Source organism: Acinetobacter sp. Marseille-Q1623 (assembly GCF_902809895.1).
GTDB lineage: Bacteria > Pseudomonadota > Gammaproteobacteria > Pseudomonadales > Moraxellaceae > Acinetobacter > Acinetobacter piscicola_A.
On the sequence record NZ_CADDWG010000001.1, the window covers coordinates 913673 to 932007 of the forward strand.

20 protein-coding genes are annotated in these 18335 nt (G+C 36.6%); 5 read left to right on the plus strand and 15 right to left on the minus strand.

From position 1 onward, the window contains the following. Positions 1–2 precede the first annotated feature (2 nt). The gene (locus tag HUV91_RS04240; RefSeq protein ID WP_228257069.1) at positions 3–701 is read right to left on the minus strand and encodes an SGNH/GDSL hydrolase family protein; all 699 of its coding nucleotides are present in this window, start codon (positions 699–701) and stop codon (positions 3–5) included. A gap of 143 nt (positions 702–844) precedes the next feature. Here HUV91_RS04240 and HUV91_RS04245 point away from each other — a divergent pair, with 143 nt between their 5' ends. Then, positions 845–1528, plus strand: a complete 684-nt coding sequence (locus HUV91_RS04245; protein WP_174492638.1) for a hypothetical protein — start codon at positions 845–847, stop codon at positions 1526–1528. Positions 1529–1595: 67 nt separating this feature from the next. On the opposite strand, the gene HUV91_RS04250 is transcribed toward HUV91_RS04245, so the two are convergent. The 4 genes from HUV91_RS04250 to HUV91_RS04265 all read right to left on the minus strand — a co-directional run bounded on the left by HUV91_RS04250 (position 1596) and on the right by HUV91_RS04265 (position 5544). After that, the gene (locus tag HUV91_RS04250) at positions 1596–2339 is read right to left on the minus strand and encodes an SDR family oxidoreductase (protein WP_174492639.1); all 744 of its coding nucleotides are present in this window, start codon (positions 2337–2339) and stop codon (positions 1596–1598) included. Positions 2340–2395: 56 nt separating this feature from the next. Further along, the gene (locus HUV91_RS04255; protein WP_130073579.1) at positions 2396–3094 is read right to left on the minus strand and encodes a histidine phosphatase family protein; all 699 of its coding nucleotides are present in this window, start codon (positions 3092–3094) and stop codon (positions 2396–2398) included. Next, complete coding sequence (locus HUV91_RS04260; RefSeq protein ID WP_174492640.1) at positions 3091–4212, minus strand: phosphotransferase family protein; 1122 nt, start codon at positions 4210–4212, stop codon at positions 3091–3093. The genes HUV91_RS04255 and HUV91_RS04260 overlap by 4 nt, the downstream gene beginning before the upstream one ends. Positions 4213–4305: 93 nt before the next feature. Then, entirely contained in the window at positions 4306–5544 is a 1239-nt protein-coding gene (locus HUV91_RS04265) for an acyl-CoA dehydrogenase family protein (RefSeq protein ID WP_174492641.1), read from the minus strand. A 136-nt stretch (positions 5545–5680) separates the two neighbouring features. Between HUV91_RS04265 and HUV91_RS04270 the strand changes: the two genes are divergently transcribed. After that, on the plus strand, positions 5681–6598 hold the full coding sequence (locus HUV91_RS04270; RefSeq protein ID WP_174492642.1) for a LysR family transcriptional regulator: 918 nt from the start codon (positions 5681–5683) through the stop codon (positions 6596–6598). A gap of 90 nt (positions 6599–6688) precedes the next feature. On the opposite strand, the gene HUV91_RS04275 is transcribed toward HUV91_RS04270, so the two are convergent. From HUV91_RS04275 to HUV91_RS04290, 4 genes are all read right to left on the minus strand, one after another. Next, entirely contained in the window at positions 6689–7555 is an 867-nt protein-coding gene (locus HUV91_RS04275; RefSeq protein ID WP_228721831.1) for a hypothetical protein, read from the minus strand. Positions 7556–7637: 82 nt separating this feature from the next. After that, positions 7638–8723: an LLM class flavin-dependent oxidoreductase gene (locus HUV91_RS04280; protein ID WP_174492643.1), complete on the minus strand. Its 1086-nt coding sequence runs from the start codon at positions 8721–8723 to the stop codon at positions 7638–7640. 42 nt (positions 8724–8765) lie between these two features. After that, positions 8766–9299: a flavin reductase family protein gene (locus tag HUV91_RS04285; RefSeq protein ID WP_174492644.1), complete on the minus strand. Its 534-nt coding sequence runs from the start codon at positions 9297–9299 to the stop codon at positions 8766–8768. 60 nt (positions 9300–9359) lie between these two features. Continuing rightward, positions 9360–10610: a dienelactone hydrolase family protein gene (locus tag HUV91_RS04290; protein WP_174492645.1), complete on the minus strand. Its 1251-nt coding sequence runs from the start codon at positions 10608–10610 to the stop codon at positions 9360–9362. A 280-nt stretch (positions 10611–10890) separates the two neighbouring features. Here HUV91_RS04290 and HUV91_RS04295 point away from each other — a divergent pair, with 280 nt between their 5' ends. After that, positions 10891–11883, plus strand: coding sequence for a helix-turn-helix transcriptional regulator (locus HUV91_RS04295; protein WP_174492646.1), 993 nt, complete (start codon positions 10891–10893; stop codon positions 11881–11883). 63 nt (positions 11884–11946) lie between these two features. Here the strand turns inward: HUV91_RS04295 and HUV91_RS04300 are convergent, their stop codons facing one another. The 6 genes from HUV91_RS04300 to HUV91_RS04325 form a co-directional block, all read right to left on the minus strand. Beyond that, positions 11947–12054: a DUF2474 domain-containing protein gene (locus tag HUV91_RS04300; RefSeq protein ID WP_107007692.1), complete on the minus strand. Its 108-nt coding sequence runs from the start codon at positions 12052–12054 to the stop codon at positions 11947–11949. 86 nt (positions 12055–12140) lie between these two features. Continuing rightward, a complete protein-coding gene (gene cydB, locus HUV91_RS04305) occupies positions 12141–13145 on the minus strand; it encodes a cytochrome d ubiquinol oxidase subunit II (protein WP_130073583.1) in 1005 nt (334 codons plus the stop codon). Then, complete coding sequence (locus HUV91_RS04310) at positions 13145–14602, minus strand: cytochrome ubiquinol oxidase subunit I (RefSeq protein WP_174492647.1); 1458 nt, start codon at positions 14600–14602, stop codon at positions 13145–13147. The genes cydB and HUV91_RS04310 overlap by 1 nt, the downstream gene beginning before the upstream one ends. After that, complete coding sequence (locus HUV91_RS04315) at positions 14599–14817, minus strand: hypothetical protein (RefSeq protein ID WP_174492648.1); 219 nt, start codon at positions 14815–14817, stop codon at positions 14599–14601. The genes HUV91_RS04310 and HUV91_RS04315 overlap by 4 nt, the downstream gene beginning before the upstream one ends. A gap of 86 nt (positions 14818–14903) precedes the next feature. Continuing rightward, positions 14904–15362 carry a DUF2946 family protein gene (locus HUV91_RS04320; protein ID WP_174492649.1) on the minus strand — a complete coding sequence of 153 codons (459 nt, stop codon included), beginning with the start codon at positions 15360–15362 and terminating at the stop codon, positions 14904–14906. A gap of 285 nt (positions 15363–15647) precedes the next feature. Further along, on the minus strand, positions 15648–16514 hold the full coding sequence (locus HUV91_RS04325; protein ID WP_174492650.1) for a hypothetical protein: 867 nt from the start codon (positions 16512–16514) through the stop codon (positions 15648–15650). A 178-nt stretch (positions 16515–16692) separates the two neighbouring features. On the opposite strand from HUV91_RS04325, the gene HUV91_RS04330 reads away from it, so the two are divergent. Together HUV91_RS04330 and HUV91_RS04335 are read left to right on the plus strand one after the other, a co-directional pair. Further along, a complete protein-coding gene (locus tag HUV91_RS04330; RefSeq protein ID WP_174492651.1) occupies positions 16693–17130 on the plus strand; it encodes a MarR family winged helix-turn-helix transcriptional regulator in 438 nt (145 codons plus the stop codon). After that, positions 17127–18326 (plus strand): MFS transporter, encoded by a 1200-nt coding sequence (locus HUV91_RS04335; protein WP_174492652.1) that lies wholly within the window; start codon positions 17127–17129, stop codon positions 18324–18326. Before HUV91_RS04330 ends, HUV91_RS04335 begins: the two co-directional genes overlap by 4 nt. The last annotated feature ends 9 nt before the right edge of the window (positions 18327–18335 follow it).

Consider the following 18335-nt stretch of genomic DNA (forward strand, 5'->3'; position numbering starts at 1 on the left):
TTTCAAAATCGAGCCTTGATTTTCCCAATCAATTCACTTGCCCAAAGCTGATAAATTTCTGCACTTGGGTGAAAACCATCTTTTGCCATCTCTAAATTTAATGCTCTAAAATGTGCTAAATCAAATTGAACCAATTGATAGTTCTTTTTTTGTAAAATAAATTTCGTTAGTTTTTGATTCATCGCCGTGGAATATTGTCCAAATAACCATGCCAATGGATTGGGTAATGCAGGAAATAAATGCATGGGCGGTACAGCAGTGACAAGGACTAAATCAGGAGAAAATTTTTGTTCTATCTCTTGATAAAAAAGATGTTGCTGTTGAATCCATTTTTTGGGTGAAATTAATTTGGTGACATCATTCACGCCCACAGAAGTCATCACTATATCAAAATGCTGGTTATTCAATAACTTTGTTCTTTGCAATACCTGTAAAGTGGTATCACCTGTTTTTGCTTCTAGTTGGTAGCGAACCGTAAAGTGATTTTTTAACTCAGATAATAGCGCACCTAATAATGCATCTTCTTGTTTTTGTACTCCCACACCTGCTGCTGCAGAATCTCCCAAGATTAAAATCGACAATGTTTGCCCCTGCCCAATTAAACCTTTGCGCTCCCCGGATGCTTCAGCTAAACGAGGGGTATTTTTTTTGACTTGATAACCTTGCCATAAAAGTGAAGGAAGTAAGCCAAAGGTCAGCATTTTAAGTCGTAGCATAGTGTTGTTTGAAATAAAATTATTGCAGGAGTATTGTTAATTATATGGTAAAAGCTTAGAATATTTGCGTATTTTATCTTGATAATTAAAAACCTACACTCTCTCCGCTATGTTCAAGGAGCACGATCTTGGCTAAAAAACTTGAGCATCATGCAATAGAAGATGAAGTCAATAGCTTTATTCATACGATTGATCGAGCGGATTTAAAACCATTTATTGAAAAATTAAAACAATTTATTCGTCATACCGAAGCAATACCAAGTATTCAGCTACAAGTTGATGATATTTTAAAAAATATTAATGAAATTAAGGCACATCCTTTTATTTCCATACAATTACAACGTTTGTGTGATGCTGAAAAGCTATCTTCTGATGTACAAAAACATGAGGCGCAATTTAAAGAGATTTTGGCAGACTATCATATTCAAATGAGTGTAGCGTCCAAACTCAGTTTAGATCCTCATTTCAAAACTGATTTATATAATTCCGCTGTCGCAAAATATCAACAGTGGTTATTGGATTTACTCTTTTTGTTGTATTGTTTTAATTTTAGTCAGTCTGTATTCAATACATATTTAATTGAGTCTTATCTGATTTTTATGCATGAAATTTATCCGGCATCTGTGACGACCAAAATATCCTTACGTGATCAAGCATCTGTGAATGGGACAGTGTTAATTGAGATTCCCCGCAATAGCTTGGTTCATGTTTATGGCAATATCATCAATGACTATTGGTTAAAAATTTCTATTCATATCAATAATTTAGAAATAGAAGGCTATGTGCAAGCGATTTATTTAAAGAAAAAATAATTTTTAGATAAAGGAAAGTGCAAGACTCTCCTTTATATAAATTTTTTGATCTTAAAATTTGAAATCATCAACCAAGTTTATTGACAATTTTCAAGGGTAAAACTTTCATTGCCAAACCAAGTGGTAACCATGGCCATTGAGGGACATAGGCTTTAATGGGCTGTTTTTCAATGGCTTTAACCAATAAATGCGAACCTGTTTCGACATCCACTTCAAAAGGTAATTTTTTTGCACCTTCATTAATTTCGGTACGGATATATCCTGGGAAAATTGTGGAAACTTTGATTTTGGTATCAATCAGTTCCGCACGAATGCCTTCAGCCAATGCAGCAACTCCTGCTTTACTTGCACCATAAGCGGTTAAATGTTTTGGCATACCACGAATGGCACTCATAGAAGAAATTACCACCAAATGTCCAAATTTTTGTTCACGGAAAATTTCAACTGCCGCTTCACATTGTGCCAAAGCAGAAATGAAATTGGTTTCAACGGTCGCACGGTTAATTTCAAATTTGCCATTGCCAATACGACGTCCATCGCCTACACCTGCATTGACAATAATACGGTCAATGGTGCCAAAGTCTTGTTTAAACTCACGGAATACTTGAAATACTTGTTCGTAATCGGTCACATCCAAAACTTTAGCAATGACTTTTACGCCGTATTTAGATTCGAGTTCTTGCTTTAAATCTTGTAAGCGTTCTAAACGACGTGCGCACACTGCCAAATTATAGCCTTTTTGGGCAAATTCACGTGCCATTCCTGCACCAATTCCTGAACTTGCGCCTGTAATTAAAATTGTTTTTGCCATGATATTTTCCTGAATATTTTCTGTTAATTTTTTCAATCTGTTTTAATAAATGAATATCAGATCCAAGTCAGCAACTGAAAATCTTCTGCCTTGATAAAATGATGTTCGTTTAAGCTCAAGAGCTGCGGTTCATTACCCACTAAACGTAAGGTCGTTAAACTTGTATTGGCAATTGCCCAATTGAGAGCAAAGGTTTTATTTGGGCTGAGTTCCAGTAATTTTCCTGCGGCAACCGAAATGACCCCGCCTGAAGTAAACACCACAGCATAACGTGGCTTGCTTTGAGCGAGTTCATTACATAGATTTTGTAAGGCTGTTTCGACACGGTTTTTAAAATTCGGCCATGATTCATCATATTCATGATGATAGTCATCCCCTGTCCAACGTCCAATTGCACCTTCAAAAATTTTGGCTAAATACGCGCGAGGACTTTCCTCTTTTGCGACTTCTTCACGTAATAAGTGTGGCTCATTGAAACGTGGGTCATATTGGGCAAAAACTTGTTGATGATTAAACTCATTCCAAGCGCTGTCTGTGACAATATTGGCTTCAGGAAAACATTCAGCCAATGCAAAATTCGCCGTTTGTTGGTGACGTTGCATCGAACCTGCCACCACATAAGGTTCTTCTTTCAAAATTTTATTGAAATATTGACCCAATACTTTTGCTTGTCGCTCGCCATTAGGTGAAAGTTTATCGTAACTTTCTGCCCCGAATGATGCTTGTCCGTGACGAACCAAATAAATCGTGGTCATTTTGCTAAAATTTCCTTCATTTTTTCCATATATTTGTGTGCAATTTCATTGGCTTCGAGTTTTTGTAAGCCGATTAGTTTCAGCGCACGAATATGTAAGGCATGAATCACAATCCAAAAATCTTTAAATGCAGGATTATTGGTTTGTTTATGATAGTAACGATAATAAATTTGTTGTGCGATTACTGCTAAACGGAAAATACCGAACACTTCATAGAATGTCCAATTTTCAGGCTGTAAACCTGTTTTCTGCAAATAGTAGTCCACCACTTCTTTACGGGTAAACATCCCTTTTAAATGAGTCGGTTGGCGACGGGTCGATTTAAAAATTTGATTGTCAGTGTCTTCGACCCAATAGGCTAAGGCTGCACCTAAATCCATGAGTGGATCGCCAATGGTTGCCATTTCCCAATCCAATACACCAATAACTTGTGTCGGATTTTTCGGATCAAGAATGACATTATCAAAACGCCAATCATTGTGAATTAAACAGCTTGTTGAATCAGCAGGAATATTTTCATTGAGCCATTTACGCACAAACTTAAAACTTGGCACATTGAGGGTATGGGCTTTTTCATAGCGAGAGTCCCAACCCTCAACTTGACGACGACAATATCCATCCCCTTTGCCTAATTGTTCAAGTGGTGTACCTTGATATGGAACTTGATGTAATTCAATCAGTTTGTCCAAAACATTGATGCAGAGTTCACGGACTTCGGTTTCACCAAATTTTAATTCAGGTGGCAGTTTGGCACGTGGAATAATGCCTTCAATGCGTTTCATGACATAGAAATCACAGCCAATTACGGACTCATCCTGACATAGTGCCACCATTTCAGGCAAAACAGGATAATACGGTGCTAGCCAAGTTTGAACGTTATATTCACGCGCCATGTCATGTGCAGATTTGGCTTTGGTTCCTTTGGGTGGACGACGTAAAATTAAATCGGCATTTTCGTATTTTAAACGATAAGTCCAATTTGACGCGCCACCTGAATATTGAGTCACTTCCACAGGTCCTGAAATTTCAGAACCATTTTCAATGAGCCAATTGCCCACTGCACGGACATCGAGTTCTTCGCCTTCACGGACATTTCCACCAACATCAATCACTGACATGCTTTTTCCCTGATTTTGTAAATTTTGAATGGTGTGTATTTTCCTATGTCTATCTTTACATAGGAAAATGGTATTGCAAATGATTTAAATAGCTTACTTCTTATGTGAACCATAACCACGTTTTTTGAGTTCGAGTTTGGCAATCATACCTTTGTGCACTTCATCAGGACCATCGGCTAAACGTAAAGCACGAGCCTGCGCAAAGAATCCTGTCAATGGCGTATCACGTGACACACCTGCACCGCCGTGAATTTGAATTGCCATATCCACTACTTTTTCAAGTACCGATGGTGCAACGACTTTAATCGCCGAAATCTCAGTCAATGCCGCCATATTCCCTAAAGTATCCATTTTATATGCAGCATACAAGGTCAATAAACGTGCCTGATCAATCGCAACCCGCGCTTCAGCAACCCGTTCGAGGTTGCCACCGAGTTTTAAAATTTCTTTGCCAAATGCATGACGACTCATGCCACGGTCTATCATGAGTTCCAACGATTTTTCAGCCGCACCGATACAACGCATACAATGGTGAATACGTCCCGGTCCTAAGCGCCCTTGTGCAATAGCAAAACCTTGTCCTGCTCCGCCAATAAAGTTGGCTACAGGCACACGGACATTATCAAAACTGACTTCGCCGTGACCATGCGGTGCATCATAATCTCCAAAAACAGGCAACATACGTTCAATGGTCACGCCTTGCGTATCTACAGGAACCAATACCATCGAGTGTTGTTGATGGCGACTTTTTGTTTCGTCAGGTGTATGTGCCATGAAAATAATGATTTTGGCATTGGGATCGCCCAAACCTGAAGACCACCATTTACGACCATTTAACACAATTTCATCACCATCTACCACAGCGGTTGCTTGCATATTGGTTGCGTCTGATGAGGCAACATCAGGTTCAGTCATACAAAAAACAGAACGAATTTTTCCATCAAGTAATGGTTTCAGCCATTGTTCTTTTTGTGCCTCTGAACCATAACGCCACAAGACTTCCATATTGCCACTGTCAGGTGCGTTACAGTTAAACACCGTGGGTGCAATCAAACTGCGTCCTGAAAGTTCTGCAATATGGGCATATTCTTGTACAGATAACCCCTGACCCAGTTCAGGACAAGGCAGAAACATATTCCAAAGCCCTGCTTGTTTGGCTTTATTTTTTAAAATTTCAAGTTGTGTAGGCCATTGCCATTTGGTCCAATCCCCGCCTTGATTAAGATGATGAACTTCATTCCAGAACTCAGTTTCTACAGGTTCGATTTCATTTTTTATAAATACTTTGGTGCGTTCTACAAAGTCCTGCGCACGTGCTGAAAGTTCAAACATCCTGCTGTTCCTATTATTCAATAAAAGTAAAATACTGATCGAGTCAAATATGAAATGTTTGCGTGATCAATCTTGCTTTACATTACCTTAACTGAAAATATATTATGAACCAAATGATTTAATACCATAGTAAATTATGAATAGTATTCATTCCAAGAACACCTTGGATATGGCAATTTTCCACCAGATGGATATCAATTTATATCCACTGTTTTTGACCATTTATGAGCAACAAAGTATTTCCAAGGCAGCACAGATTTTATGTATTACCCAATCTGCTGCGAGCCATGCCCTACAACGACTTAGACAACATTTACAAGATGATTTATTTGTTCGTGCAGGCAATAAGATGTTACCCACATCTTTTGCTGAGCAGATCTATTCACCTGTCAAAAATGCTTTATTTGTCATTCAAAACATTTCCAAACAAAAACAATCTTTTGATCCGACTATGGTGCACACCCTTAAAATTGCGGTTCATGATGAAATTGAACCGATTATTTTTCCGCAACTGGTACAACATTTTCAACAGCAACAATTGGATATTCAATTTTTCAGCAGTAAACTCGACCGTAAAAATGTTGTGGCTGACCTCGCCTCGCAGCAAATTGATTTTGTGATTGATCTCGAACAAAATTATGGTGAGCGCGTTTTGTATCATCCTTTGGTTCAAGATCAATTTGTGATTTGTACCCAGCAAACCATAATGAACAGCGATCTATATTTTCAGGCGCCACATATTGGGGTTTCATCACGCCGTACAGGCTTGTTATTGGAAGATATTTATTTAAATAAAAAACAATTCAGCCGACAAATTTTTATGCGTTGTCAGCATTATTCAACAGCCCTACAAGTGTTGTTACAGTATCCTGAAGCAGTTTTGACGATTCCACGACAAATTTTGTCGCATTTAAATATTGATCAAAGTATTTATATTCATGAACATCCGATTGAATTGCCTACCTTAAATATGGGGATGTATTGGCATAAAGATTTAAATGAAAATTTGAGACACAATTATTTGAAAAATGGAATATTTAAAATTTTTGCTTAGGCTATTTAGAAAAAATTTAATATGCCATCTAATTGTTATTGCTTTAATACTTTGTAAAATGGCATTTACAAAGTATTCTGCTTAAAATGATTAGAAATGATAGGCTGCTCGAATCATAGGTACACTCGCTGTTGCCCCTTTGCCTGCTGCACCATTGGTATCATTGCCATATTTATTTTCCCAATATTGATAAGCAGCACCTACTTTAAATTTTTGTGATATATGTAACACTTTGCTTAAATCATACATTAGAGCGACATCAACAAAAATTTCAGGTTTGGTTTTATCACCAAATTCATTTTGACCTTTTGAACTCATCCATGTGGCAATACCATCAAAATTTAAACCTGTTGATGCAATAGGTATCCCCCATACAGCTTGTAAAGCAATGTAGGGATCATATGTGTATTTGTGATCAATCACATTGGGTTGATTGCTTTCAAATAAAGCCAACACATTAAAATTAAGATAGCCTACAACATTGAACATCACTGTAGGTCCAACAACCCACATTTGACGATTTGAACCATAATCATCATTTTTCGTATTCCAATCAAAACCAAAAGTTAAGCCATAACCTTTTGTTACACCTGCCGTATATAGCTCCTTCTGAAATATTTTACCAAAATCTAAGGTATGCCTATAAATTGCATAGGCTTCTTGTGCCCCTTTACCTGCTGCATTGCTATTAGGTTCATTATTAGAATGATGCAAATTAAGATGCACAAAATTTACACCATATTTATAAGTGCTATTATGCACAATAGAAAAAATTTGCTTATCTATATCAATTGCACGAGCATCTGCACTATTTTTGAAAGGCTCTGAAAATTCTTGCCCATAGCTCCATATCAATGATGTATCACTCCATTCAGCAGCATGACTTTGTACAATCCAACAAAATATACAAATAGCAATATTCATTTTTAATATAAGTTTCATCTTATTTTTAAGCATTCAATACATCCTATATTGATCTTCACTACAGATTAAGTTTAAAAAAAAGCCGACAATTTATCTAAAAATGTCGGCAGCTCTATTAACGAATGCCTTTTGCTTCAAGTAGTGGTAAAACTTGATCTCTAAAGTATGGAAATTCTTCAATGTAATTTAAAAATGATAAAGTCGTACCACTGAACCCAACTTCATGTAATGCGATTATTTGTTCTGCAATAATTTCAGGTGTTCCAACCAATGGGTAACCACCATGACCAACTGCCATACGATCACGTAATTGTTGACGAATGTCATGTGGGAAACTATGAGCATGTGCAAACATAAGATTCATTAAATTATCAACAGCTTGTGTATCTTCGTTTGCAAGTTGACGATCCCATTCTGCCTGAGCCTCTTGCATGGTTGGACGACAAATAACATGTGAAAAAGTCATCACATTGGTCTTACGCCCAATATCGTGACCTGCTGCTTTTAATTCTTGAATTTCACTACCAGAACGCGCCAAATCAGATACTGGTGTAAATAGGAAATCAGCATTTTTAATTGCAAAATCCCGTCCTTGTTTCGAACCTGCAGCATTGAAAATAGGAGGCTTTACATGTGGATGAGGCTTACTATAACTGCCCTTTGTTTGAAAATATTGACCATTCCAGTCAAATGGTGTGTCACTTTCCCAAAGTTTTTCAATAAAATCAAACCACTCCTGTGCATAACCATAACGTGTTTCATGGTCATCGGGTAATTTTAATCCTAAGGCATCATATTCTGGTTTATTCCAGCCTGCTACAATATTCAACCCGACACGCTCTTTTCCAATTTGTGATATAGTCGCTATTTGTTTTGCTACAACCATAGGATGATTAACAGCCGCTTGCACTGTCGCAAAGACCACTAAGTTTTTAGTAGATGCCAATAAAGCAGAAGTCCATGTTAAAGTTTCTAAAATCGTGCCTTGAAAATCTTTTTGACCACCATAACCAATAAAACGGGCGATCGGCAAAATAAAATCAATACCAGCATCATCTAATAACTGTGCTAATTTTAAATTTTTATCCCAACTCGCATCCCACGTTTCATCTAGTGCTGAAGGTGTCATGCCACCTGAACAATTCGATGCAAATGTACCAAGTAAAAATTTATCACGTTCTAAAAATGGATGTTGTTGCATAGATAGCTTCCCGATTTATTTAAAAATTAAAAAACATTTGATTTATCGACAATCGTTATAAGAGTGATGCAAGCTTGCTGCATGGTACTTTCCATTATGAAATAACAAAGGCTTTCCTCCGTTATGTTTACAAAGCTCAATTTCACCTAAAATAATATGGTGATCACCACCTTCATAAATTTGATAGGTTCGACAAATTAAAGTCGTCAAAGCTTCATCAATCACAGGAATGTTTTCAATTTCACTGACACAACTCAGACTAGAAAATTTGTCTGTGGATGATTTAGAGAAATGGTTTGACTCCGTATGCTGTGCTTCATTTAAAATATTGATAGCAAAACGTTTACATTTACAAAAATCTGCAACATTACTTGCCGTTTTGGCAATACTCCACAAAATCAAAGGTGGGTCTAAAGACACTGAAGAAAAAGAGTTTGCTGTCATCCCAACTTTTTGCCCCTGCTCATTCAGTGTCGTGACAATTGTTACACCTGTTGCATATTGTCCTAACCACGTTCTTAATACACGCTTATCTACATCTGCTACTGAAAGTACATTATTCTCTTGTTCAATCATGATTCCCTCTACGATTAAATTTAAATATTTGATAACTATGTGATTTGAGATTTTCTATTTTTAAGGTGTAATAGGTCTATCTTCGCTACTCGACCAAGTGGGCATTAAGGTATTTGAAGCCAAACTTTCATCCAATAACTTTCGTGCTGTTTCAACTCCAGCAACAGGTAGTCCTGTTGGATCTAATTTGCCAATTTGTACCAATAAGCTCGCTTGATCCCAATAAATATGCTCATGACAAAGTTTTGGACCACGAAACTTAATTACACCAAGCATTGGAATTTCGACATATTTTCCTGTAGGTGCGATACCAGGAATGAGCCAATCAATTTCTTCATCATGGGTAAAACTCATGATAAATTCATCGACTACTTGAGTCATACCAACCGTTCTAGAAATCGGGGTAAGTTTCATATCTTTTGGATTATTATGAATAAAATGATAACGATAAAAACGAGATAACTGTTTATAACCTACGCCACCTGTCAATGTTGGAATATGGTTTACATAAGGTTCAGCCACCATCGTTGCCATTGTTGCAGGCACATCACGTGTTTCAAATTCAAACTTGATATGATTTTCCCAAAGTGCTTCTAGATCGTAGTCAGGTCCTACAATTTTTCTAAGAGCAGTAATACTACGTTCATGTGCAATCAATGCACTAGATTTATGATAATGATCACTTTTAGGTCGAGCAAAAGCATGATCAACCCCTGTATAAATATAGGTTTCAGCTTTTGGAATAGAGGCTAATGTATTAATAATTTTTTCACGTGCGTTAGCAGGACAAAATTCATCTAATTCAGCAAAATGTAAGACTAATTTAGCTTGAATATTTTTAGCTTCATCTAAGTTATTTTCAATACCCACACCATAATAGCCAACCACGCATGCTAGCTCAGGAATACGGCATGCAGATAAATAAGCCAGTTTTCCACCTAAACAGTACCCTACAACGCTCATCCCTACAGAATTATCACACTCCTGAAGTGTCTTTAAGTGTTCTATAGTCTGTTGAATATCCTGTACGCCAAGATTTTCATCGAATTGTTGGTAGAGCTGAAAAGCTTTTTGAAAATCTTCCTGACTATATGCCAAATCGACATTTTCTTCTAAACGCCAATATAAATCTGGTACCAAAACGGTATAACCTTCTTCAGCTAAAAAATTAGCTTTTTCACGCAATGCATCATTAATACCAAAGATTTCTTGGCATAACACGATTCCTGGTCCTTTACCTGCTTCAGGTACAGCAAGATATGCTTGAAATGATTCTGTTCCATTTTGAATAGTTACATATGTACTTGTCATGTGTATTCTCCGTTGATATGACAAGATCATGCAAATTTTATAAAAAATTGACTATCCAGTTTTTGATATAGATTTATCCAATTTTATTATGCTAAAAAATATTGCAAGAAATTAAGCTTGTATTTATGTTGATATTTATATACAAATGATACCAATCAAAAGTCTAAGGATAGACTTACATTCAAAAGTGATATTTAAATATTTTTGAATTATTTTAAAAACAAAAATTACGGAATATTTATTGCTTTAAATATTCTAAAAATTGCATTGGAAAATGAAAATGGATTATATTAATTATCTTCCTCGTATTATTATCTCAAACACGCATTCATTTAAAGATGCCAATGACTGCTTAAATCAGATCATTGGTCCACATGAACTGATAGATACTGCAATTAAGCAACCTCTAGATTTTAAGTTTAAAGGTAAACAATATAACTCAATCATTACAGGAGAGTTAGTGTACGGTAAAGATTTAATATTCAAAACAAATCAACACGATAACATGCATTATTATTGTATTACTCGACCAAAATCTGGCACACCTATTTTTAAGAAAGATCGACATACTTTTCATGCAACTCAAAATGATGCAGCTATTGTTTCGCCCAATGAAAAATTTGAAATTTTTTTAGAAAAAGACTGCATTCAATCCTTTACTTCAATATCAAAACCTTTGTTAGAAAATACTTTATCAAATATTATATCCAAACCTATTCTAGAACCGATTTACTTTGAAAATACTATGTTTGGTGATAATGACAAAGTTTCAAGCTGGTGGAATTTAGTCGAAACTTTCATGTCATCTGAGTATCAAAATCATTTTAATCCACTTTTTCATGAAATACTTTCAGACTTAGAACATATCATCATAAAATCTTTATTATTAGCTCAACCTCACAATTACTCACATGAAATTTATAAAAAATATTCTGATCAAGATCCAGAGTATTTTAAAATTGCTTTAGATTATATTCACCACAATATTTGTGATCCAATTGATATTGATGACCTTGAAAGTATCACAGGTATTTCTCGTAAAATATTAGCAAGAATTTTTAAGAAAAAATTAAATACTACATTACAGTCTTATATTCGATATTACCGTTTACAGTGTATTTATAATGAATTATTAAAGTCGAATAAAGATGCAAATATTACCAATATTGCCTTAAAATGGGGAATTTCACACTTAGGTCGATTTTCTGTAGAATATAAAAACTTTTCGGAGAAAGTCCAAGTAATACGATTAAGAGAAAATAAAAGTCATTAAAATAGGGAGTATAAAAACCTCTTATTTTAATGACTAAATTTTGATTGTAACAATAAATTTACATTAATATGCCAACTGAATCAGCATTCTAAAAAATCCTGCAATGATTAATAAAGTCAGAAAACCACCGATCCAAAGCACAATAAACCATTGAGTCTGAGATAATTTCAATTTTCATCTCCTTTGCTTTATTTAAGGTGAATGTCTTTGTTTTTAGTCACTCAGACATTCACCCAATTTGAAATAACAACATCTGATTAATGATAACCTTCATCACCGACACGAACTTTGTCACGGAATACCCAATACGACAGTCCTGTATAAATCAAGATGATTGGAATCAAGATTAATGCACCAATCAAGGCGAATAATTGGCTACTTTGCGGTGCTGCTGCTTCCCAAATGGTAATTGACGGCGGAATAATGTATGGCCATAGACTGATCATAAAGCCTGTATAGGCTAAGAATACCAACGCCAAGGTATAAATAAACGGGCTTAATTCAGCACGTTGTTTACATGCACGTAATACCAGCCATGTAAAAATGATCACTAAAATCGGGACAGGACTGAAATACATCAATTGTGGCTGACTAAACCAACGCGCAGCAATTTCAGGATGTGCCATTGGTGTATATATACTGACTGCACCAAAAATGATAAATAATGCGATGATCATCTTTGGCATAAGTTTATACATACGATCTTGCAGATCATGATCTGTTTTAAAAATTAACCATGCACAACCCAATGCAGCATAAAGCACCACCACGCCAATGCCAGTAAAGATGGTAAATGGTGTTAACCAATCTAAACCACCACCCGCATACATCTGATTTTCGACTTTAATACCTTGAATATAAGCTCCTAAAATCATACCTTGAAAAAAACTTGCCAAGACTGAACCACCAATAAATGACTTGTCCCAAAAATGCTTGGTGCGATTGGCTTTAAAACGAAACTCAAATGCCACGCCACGGAAAATCAAAGCAATCACCATCAAAATGATGGGCATATACAGCGCAGACAATACCGTTGCATAAACCAAAGGAAATGCCGCATATAAGGCTGCACCACCCAGCACCATCCACGTTTCATTGCCATCCCATACAGGCGCAACGGTATTCATCATGACATCGCGTTCATGTTGGTCTTTGAAGAATGGGAAGAGAATCCCGATGCCTAAATCAAAACCATCCAACACCACATAGATAAACACGCCAATGGCAATAATCACAATCCAAATCAGAGATAAATCAATCATTATTTACGCTCCTGTTCATTGCTATTGCCAGCATTCAAATCTGAGTCAACACTTTCTTCTACACTGGTCAATGGACGTTTTGAGGCAAGAATCACAGCCTCTTCGCTATGAATTGCGCCTTCAGGCGTTGCATGAATAAATTGCGGACCTTTGTGCATCAGTTTCAGCATGTAATAAATCCCGATGCCAAACACCACGCAGTACACCACCACAAAAATGATCAGCGTTAGTCCCACTTGCTCTGCCGATACAGGAGACAATGCATCTTTGGTTCGCATTACCCCATAAACCACCCATGGTTGACGACCAACTTCAGTGGTAAACCAACCTGCAAGTAGTGCAATAAATCCTGATGGACCCATCACAAAAGCAAAACGATGCAACCATTTATTTTCATACAGCTTGCCACCTTTACGCAAAATCAAAGCAAAGAATGCTAATGCAATCATCAACATGCCAAGCCCAACCATGATACGGAAACTCCAGAACACCACCAATGAATTTGGACGATCTTCTTTGGCAAAGTCTTTTAAGCCTTTGACTTCACCATCCATCGTATGTGTCATGATCAGGCTACCTAAGTTAGGAATACCGATCGCATACTTGGTTTCTTCCGCTTCCATATCAGGAATACCGAATAAATATAACGGCATGCCCTCACCTTTATTGGTTTCCCAATGCCCTTCAATCGCAGCCAATTTTGCAGGTTGATGTTTCAAGGTATTTAAACCGTGGTTATCGCCAATCACCACTTGTAATGGAGCAAGGATTAAAATCATCCACATTGCCATAGAAAAAGATTTTTTCACCAAAGCATCACGGCGACCTTTGAGTAAATGCCATGCCGCAGTTGAAGCGACCAATAAAGCAGATACCAAGAATGCAGCCGCAGCCATGTGTGCTAAACGGTATGGAAATGATGGGTTGAATACAATTGCAAACCAATCTTGTGGAACAATAATGCCATTTTCAATACTAAAGCCTTGCGGTGTCTGCATCCAACTGTTGGACGATAAAATCCAGAACATAGAAATACAAGTACCAACCGCCACCATCGCGGTTGCAAAAAAGTGGGCACGTGGGCCAACACGCCCCCAACCAAACAGCATAATGCCGAGAAAACCCGCCTCTAAGAAAAAGGCACTCAACACTTCATAAGTGAGTAATGGACCTGTTACAGAGCCCGCAACACGGGAAAATTCACTCCAGTTGGTACCAAACTGATAACTCATCACTACACCTGATACGACACCCATACCAAATGCCACGGCGAATATTTTGACCCAAAATTTAAACAAATCTTGATAAACAGGGTCTTTGGTTTTAAGCCAACGCCATTCTAAAACAGCCAAAAAGCTTGCTAAACCAATCGAGATTGCAGGAAAAATAATATGAAAAGACACGGTAAACGCAAACTGAATACGTGCCAATTCAAGTGCTGTAAGTCCTAAAGTCATAACACCACCTCAACCTTTTGCAGCCATTTATTCTTTGCTACGACATTGTGCAATTTTTGTTTTACTTCTTTAGCATAAACATTCAAATAGACAGGCGTCTGTTGATTTATGATTAACGTTTTTTTAATCCATTTTAAAAACAACGCATAAAATGAACCAAACAATAGGCGAAGCGAGTCCCTTCCCATTTTTCTTGGGAATAATAAAGCTTGCATAATCAATCTCTACATAAAATTCGGAAATTAAGTTGTTGTTTTCAGCGCCACAAAGACGTAGATAAAACACAACTCACGACATCAAGTTATGTAAATAAGGTAGGTGGAGCTCGACCTTGTGGTAGGAGATATAATCGCTGTAAAGCGAAATAAACATGTTGATGGTTTTTGCTATACGCAATCAAACGAATTTGTATTCGATCTAAAATTTCTTTTACACCGAGCTCGGGCGGTAAAACCAAATTGCCATAAACCACGCAATACTGACATTGATGGTTACTGTCATGATGATGACTCGAATGTGGCTGCTTTTGATGATTTTCGGCTTGTTGCTCAGCATCAAACTGATCAAGATGGAGAAAATGATGAATAAAGCTGCTTTGATGTATATTTGAAGTCGCTTGGTCAGGATGCAAAAGCGAATGAGTAATGTGCTCACAAACCGGAGCAATCTGATATTGCTCAGGAAGTAACGGCTGTAAAAAAACCGCAAGCTGTAACAATACTGTCGCACATGCAAGCAACAGCCCACTACGTCTTAACACAATTGATTGCCCATTTATTGGATCAAAGGTAAGAGCGACATCTTCAGTTGATCTTTAAATCAAGGTGAGGCTAAACATCATAGCTTTCTCATTGATTAAAAACCAAGCATATCACTCGACTTTACATTTCTACTATAGTCTATATTTGCATGTTTTCAAAGTATCTTTATTCTTTTTTTAGCAATAGATATATATTTTTATGCTAAAGAAAAATGCTTGAAGATTCATTCTATAAAATCCAAGACATTCATCTTTTCTCTAGCAAAAGATATAAATCACGACGAATTATAGAAGATGCTGATAAGCAGGATAAAAAATCACAGCAAATGTCATGACAACAAATACAAGCCAAAATAAGATATTTGACCATTTCAAGAACAATAAACGCCTTTCATTGAGCTGAAAGTTCTCCATATTTAAATAAGACTTATACCAAGACCCTGTATAAATTTTTGCGCTCGGATTTTTAATTTGTAGTTGTTGTAAGAAAGCACTATACATTTGATATTTATTTTTGAGAAAAAATACTTTCTTGAACGTAAAATCCAATTCAAACATTCGAGGATAATCTTGTAATTCCTTCTTATGTGCTAAGGTATAGCGTATTTCCATCTGATGTGTTTTTCCTACTGAGACCATATGAACAGAATCAATATCACAATAATGGATCTGCTCAGTTGAACCATCTGTAAAAAGAATCGCGACAGTATCAGGGTAAATCTGAAAGTTTTGGATGATTGCTTTGGATTGAGATGTAGATATATTTCTATAAAACAAAATAAAAATCGGTAAAACCAACAACAGACTCAAAAAGATGGTGGTATGTACCTCCATAAATACCTCAGGATCAAGGAATTTGATAAACTCAAATACATCTTCAAAAATTGTGTAAAAAACAATCCACACAAAAAAGATTAATTGCAAAATAAAAACCAAAATAAAATATTTAATGATCATACTCACAACATAAGCAGGCTTACCCTTGAGTGGTAAATCAAACTGCTGTTTATAATACTTAGTTTTAAAAGTTTGATCTTTGCGTAATTGGCTTTCTATAACCTGTTGTTCCATCCACTGCTGTCTTAAATGATGTAAATGAATTTTATTGGGATCAAATTTTTTCTTTTTGGCGCGTTGTCTATATTTGGTCATAGATCATTATTCACTTATTTCACCCTATAGAATATTCATATTTTATTCAAAATCAAATGTCATTTGGTCATTCTATGAAGTTTATAAAAGACATTTTTGAAATGCAAATATAATGCACTTGAATATGAATGATGCGGAGCGTATAGTGCTATTAATTTAGTTACCCTAGTTAACTATTATGCAGCAGCAACAAACTTTACGTGCCTTAATTCTCAAATGTGCCCGTATGCTCAGTGAAGAAATTAATCAAATTTTAGAACCATTAGGCTTGAATTACTCACTGTGGCAAGTGATTTATGTAATTGATTTAAAAGGACACTGTACGTTGCAGGACATTGCGGAATATCTCAATGTGTCCAAACCCTCAATCACGAAACGTATCAAAATTTTGCAACAAATGAATCTACTGACACAGTTGGAAACTGAAGATAAGCGACAAAAAATGTTGAGTCTTTCAGATCAAGGTCAGCAACTTTATTTACGTTGTTCTCCGTATATCGATGTCTTTGAACAGCAACTTTTAGCTGACGTTTCACAACAACAACAGCATGATGCAAAATCCACCATGGAATCGGTGATGCAACAACTTCAACTGATGAAATCAGGTGCGATATGAACAGTAAAGTCCCCTTGTGGACACGAAATTTTATCTTAGTCAGTGCAATCAATTTTCAATTGGTACTCATTTTCTATCTTTTGGTAGTGGTGATCGTTGGCTATGCGGTGGCTGAACTCGGTGCAAGTACAGCACAAGCAGGTTTGGTATCTGGTTTATTCATCGTAGGTACACTGATCGGACGCTTATTGGTTGGCAAATTCTTAGAACACTTTGGGCGAAAAACTACCCTCATTGTTGGCTTAACTGGATTTCTAATCTTTTCGGGCTTGTACTTTATCAAGTTTGATGTCGGTATGCTGTTGTTTGTGCGCTTTATGCATGGTTTTATGATGGGTATGGCATCCACTGTTTTAGGCACAATCATCGCCCAAATTTTACCCCCAACACGCCGTGGCGAAGGCATTGGCTATTACAGTATGAGCAGTACGTTGGGCACGGCGATCGGTCCATTCTTAGCCATTTGGATGATGCTTCATATCGGTTATCATGCCATTTTCCTGTTGTCATCCCTCATTGCGATCTGTTGTTTGATTGTGGCGTTGTTTGTTCAAATTCCTGATTTACCGCAACAGACAAAAACGATTCAAAACACCAATACCGTTAAAAAAAGCAGTTTCATTTCACAATTTGTCGAAAAAAATGCCTTGCCCATTTCTTTCATTATGTTGTTGGCTTCGGTTTGCTACTCTGGGGTTTTATCTTTTGTGAATTTTTATGCCAAAGAAATTGATTTGGTGGAAGCTGCCTCGGTCTTCTTCTTGATGTATGCAATTGCAATATTGCTTTCTCGCCCATTTACAGGTCCACTCATGGATCGTAAAGGCGAAAATATCATTATGTATCCTGCCTTTGTAATTATGGCTATTGCTTTATTTTTGTTAAGCCAAGTACAAAGTGCTTGGATATTATTATTATGTGCTGCGCTGCTTGGTTTAGGTTATGGCAATATCCAATCTGTCTGCCAAACCGTAGCAGTTAAAAGTGCTCATGTCGAACGTATGGGTTTTGCGACTTCAACATTTTTTATATTTTTAGATGCAGGTTTAGGTTTTGGTCCCTATTTCTTAGGCTTGGCTCTAAATTCAATCAGTTATTCGCTACTTTACATGTATAGTGCTATTGCGACTTTATTATGTATCGTCATGTATTATGTTTTACATGGCAAGTTTGCCAAAGCCAAAACAGTGGCTTAAAACCCTACC

Excerpts from the sequence above, each read along its gene's own strand:
- HUV91_RS04335 (WP_174492652.1), top strand. The coding sequence starts at position 17,127 with ATGAACAGTAAAGTCCCCTTGTGGACACGAAATTTTATCTTAGTCAGT.
- HUV91_RS04325 (WP_174492650.1), bottom strand. The coding sequence starts at position 16,514 with ATGACCAAATATAGACAACGCGCCAAAAAGAAAAAATTTGATCCCAAT.
- HUV91_RS04275 (WP_228721831.1), bottom strand. The coding sequence starts at position 7,555 with ATGCTTAAAAATAAGATGAAACTTATATTAAAAATGAATATTGCTATT.
- HUV91_RS04260 (WP_174492640.1), bottom strand. The coding sequence starts at position 4,212 with ATGTCAGTGATTGATGTTGGTGGAAATGTCCGTGAAGGCGAAGAACTC.
- HUV91_RS04265 (WP_174492641.1), bottom strand. The coding sequence starts at position 5,544 with ATGTTTGAACTTTCAGCACGTGCGCAGGACTTTGTAGAACGCACCAAA.
- HUV91_RS04250 (WP_174492639.1), bottom strand. The coding sequence starts at position 2,339 with ATGGCAAAAACAATTTTAATTACAGGCGCAAGTTCAGGAATTGGTGCA.
- HUV91_RS04285 (WP_174492644.1), bottom strand. The coding sequence starts at position 9,299 with ATGATTGAACAAGAGAATAATGTACTTTCAGTAGCAGATGTAGATAAG.
- HUV91_RS04315 (WP_174492648.1), bottom strand. The coding sequence starts at position 14,817 with ATGCAAGCTTTATTATTCCCAAGAAAAATGGGAAGGGACTCGCTTCGC.
- HUV91_RS04290 (WP_174492645.1), bottom strand. The coding sequence starts at position 10,610 with ATGACAAGTACATATGTAACTATTCAAAATGGAACAGAATCATTTCAA.
- HUV91_RS04295 (WP_174492646.1), top strand. The coding sequence starts at position 10,891 with ATGGATTATATTAATTATCTTCCTCGTATTATTATCTCAAACACGCAT.
- HUV91_RS04270 (WP_174492642.1), top strand. The coding sequence starts at position 5,681 with ATGAATAGTATTCATTCCAAGAACACCTTGGATATGGCAATTTTCCAC.
- HUV91_RS04310 (WP_174492647.1), bottom strand. The coding sequence starts at position 14,602 with ATGACTTTAGGACTTACAGCACTTGAATTGGCACGTATTCAGTTTGCG.
- HUV91_RS04255 (WP_130073579.1), bottom strand. The coding sequence starts at position 3,094 with ATGACCACGATTTATTTGGTTCGTCACGGACAAGCATCATTCGGGGCA.
- HUV91_RS04330 (WP_174492651.1), top strand. The coding sequence starts at position 16,693 with ATGCAGCAGCAACAAACTTTACGTGCCTTAATTCTCAAATGTGCCCGT.
- HUV91_RS04240 (WP_228257069.1), bottom strand. The coding sequence starts at position 701 with ATGCTGACCTTTGGCTTACTTCCTTCACTTTTATGGCAAGGTTATCAA.
- HUV91_RS04280 (WP_174492643.1), bottom strand. The coding sequence starts at position 8,723 with ATGCAACAACATCCATTTTTAGAACGTGATAAATTTTTACTTGGTACA.
- cydB (WP_130073583.1), bottom strand. The coding sequence starts at position 13,145 with ATGATTGATTTATCTCTGATTTGGATTGTGATTATTGCCATTGGCGTG.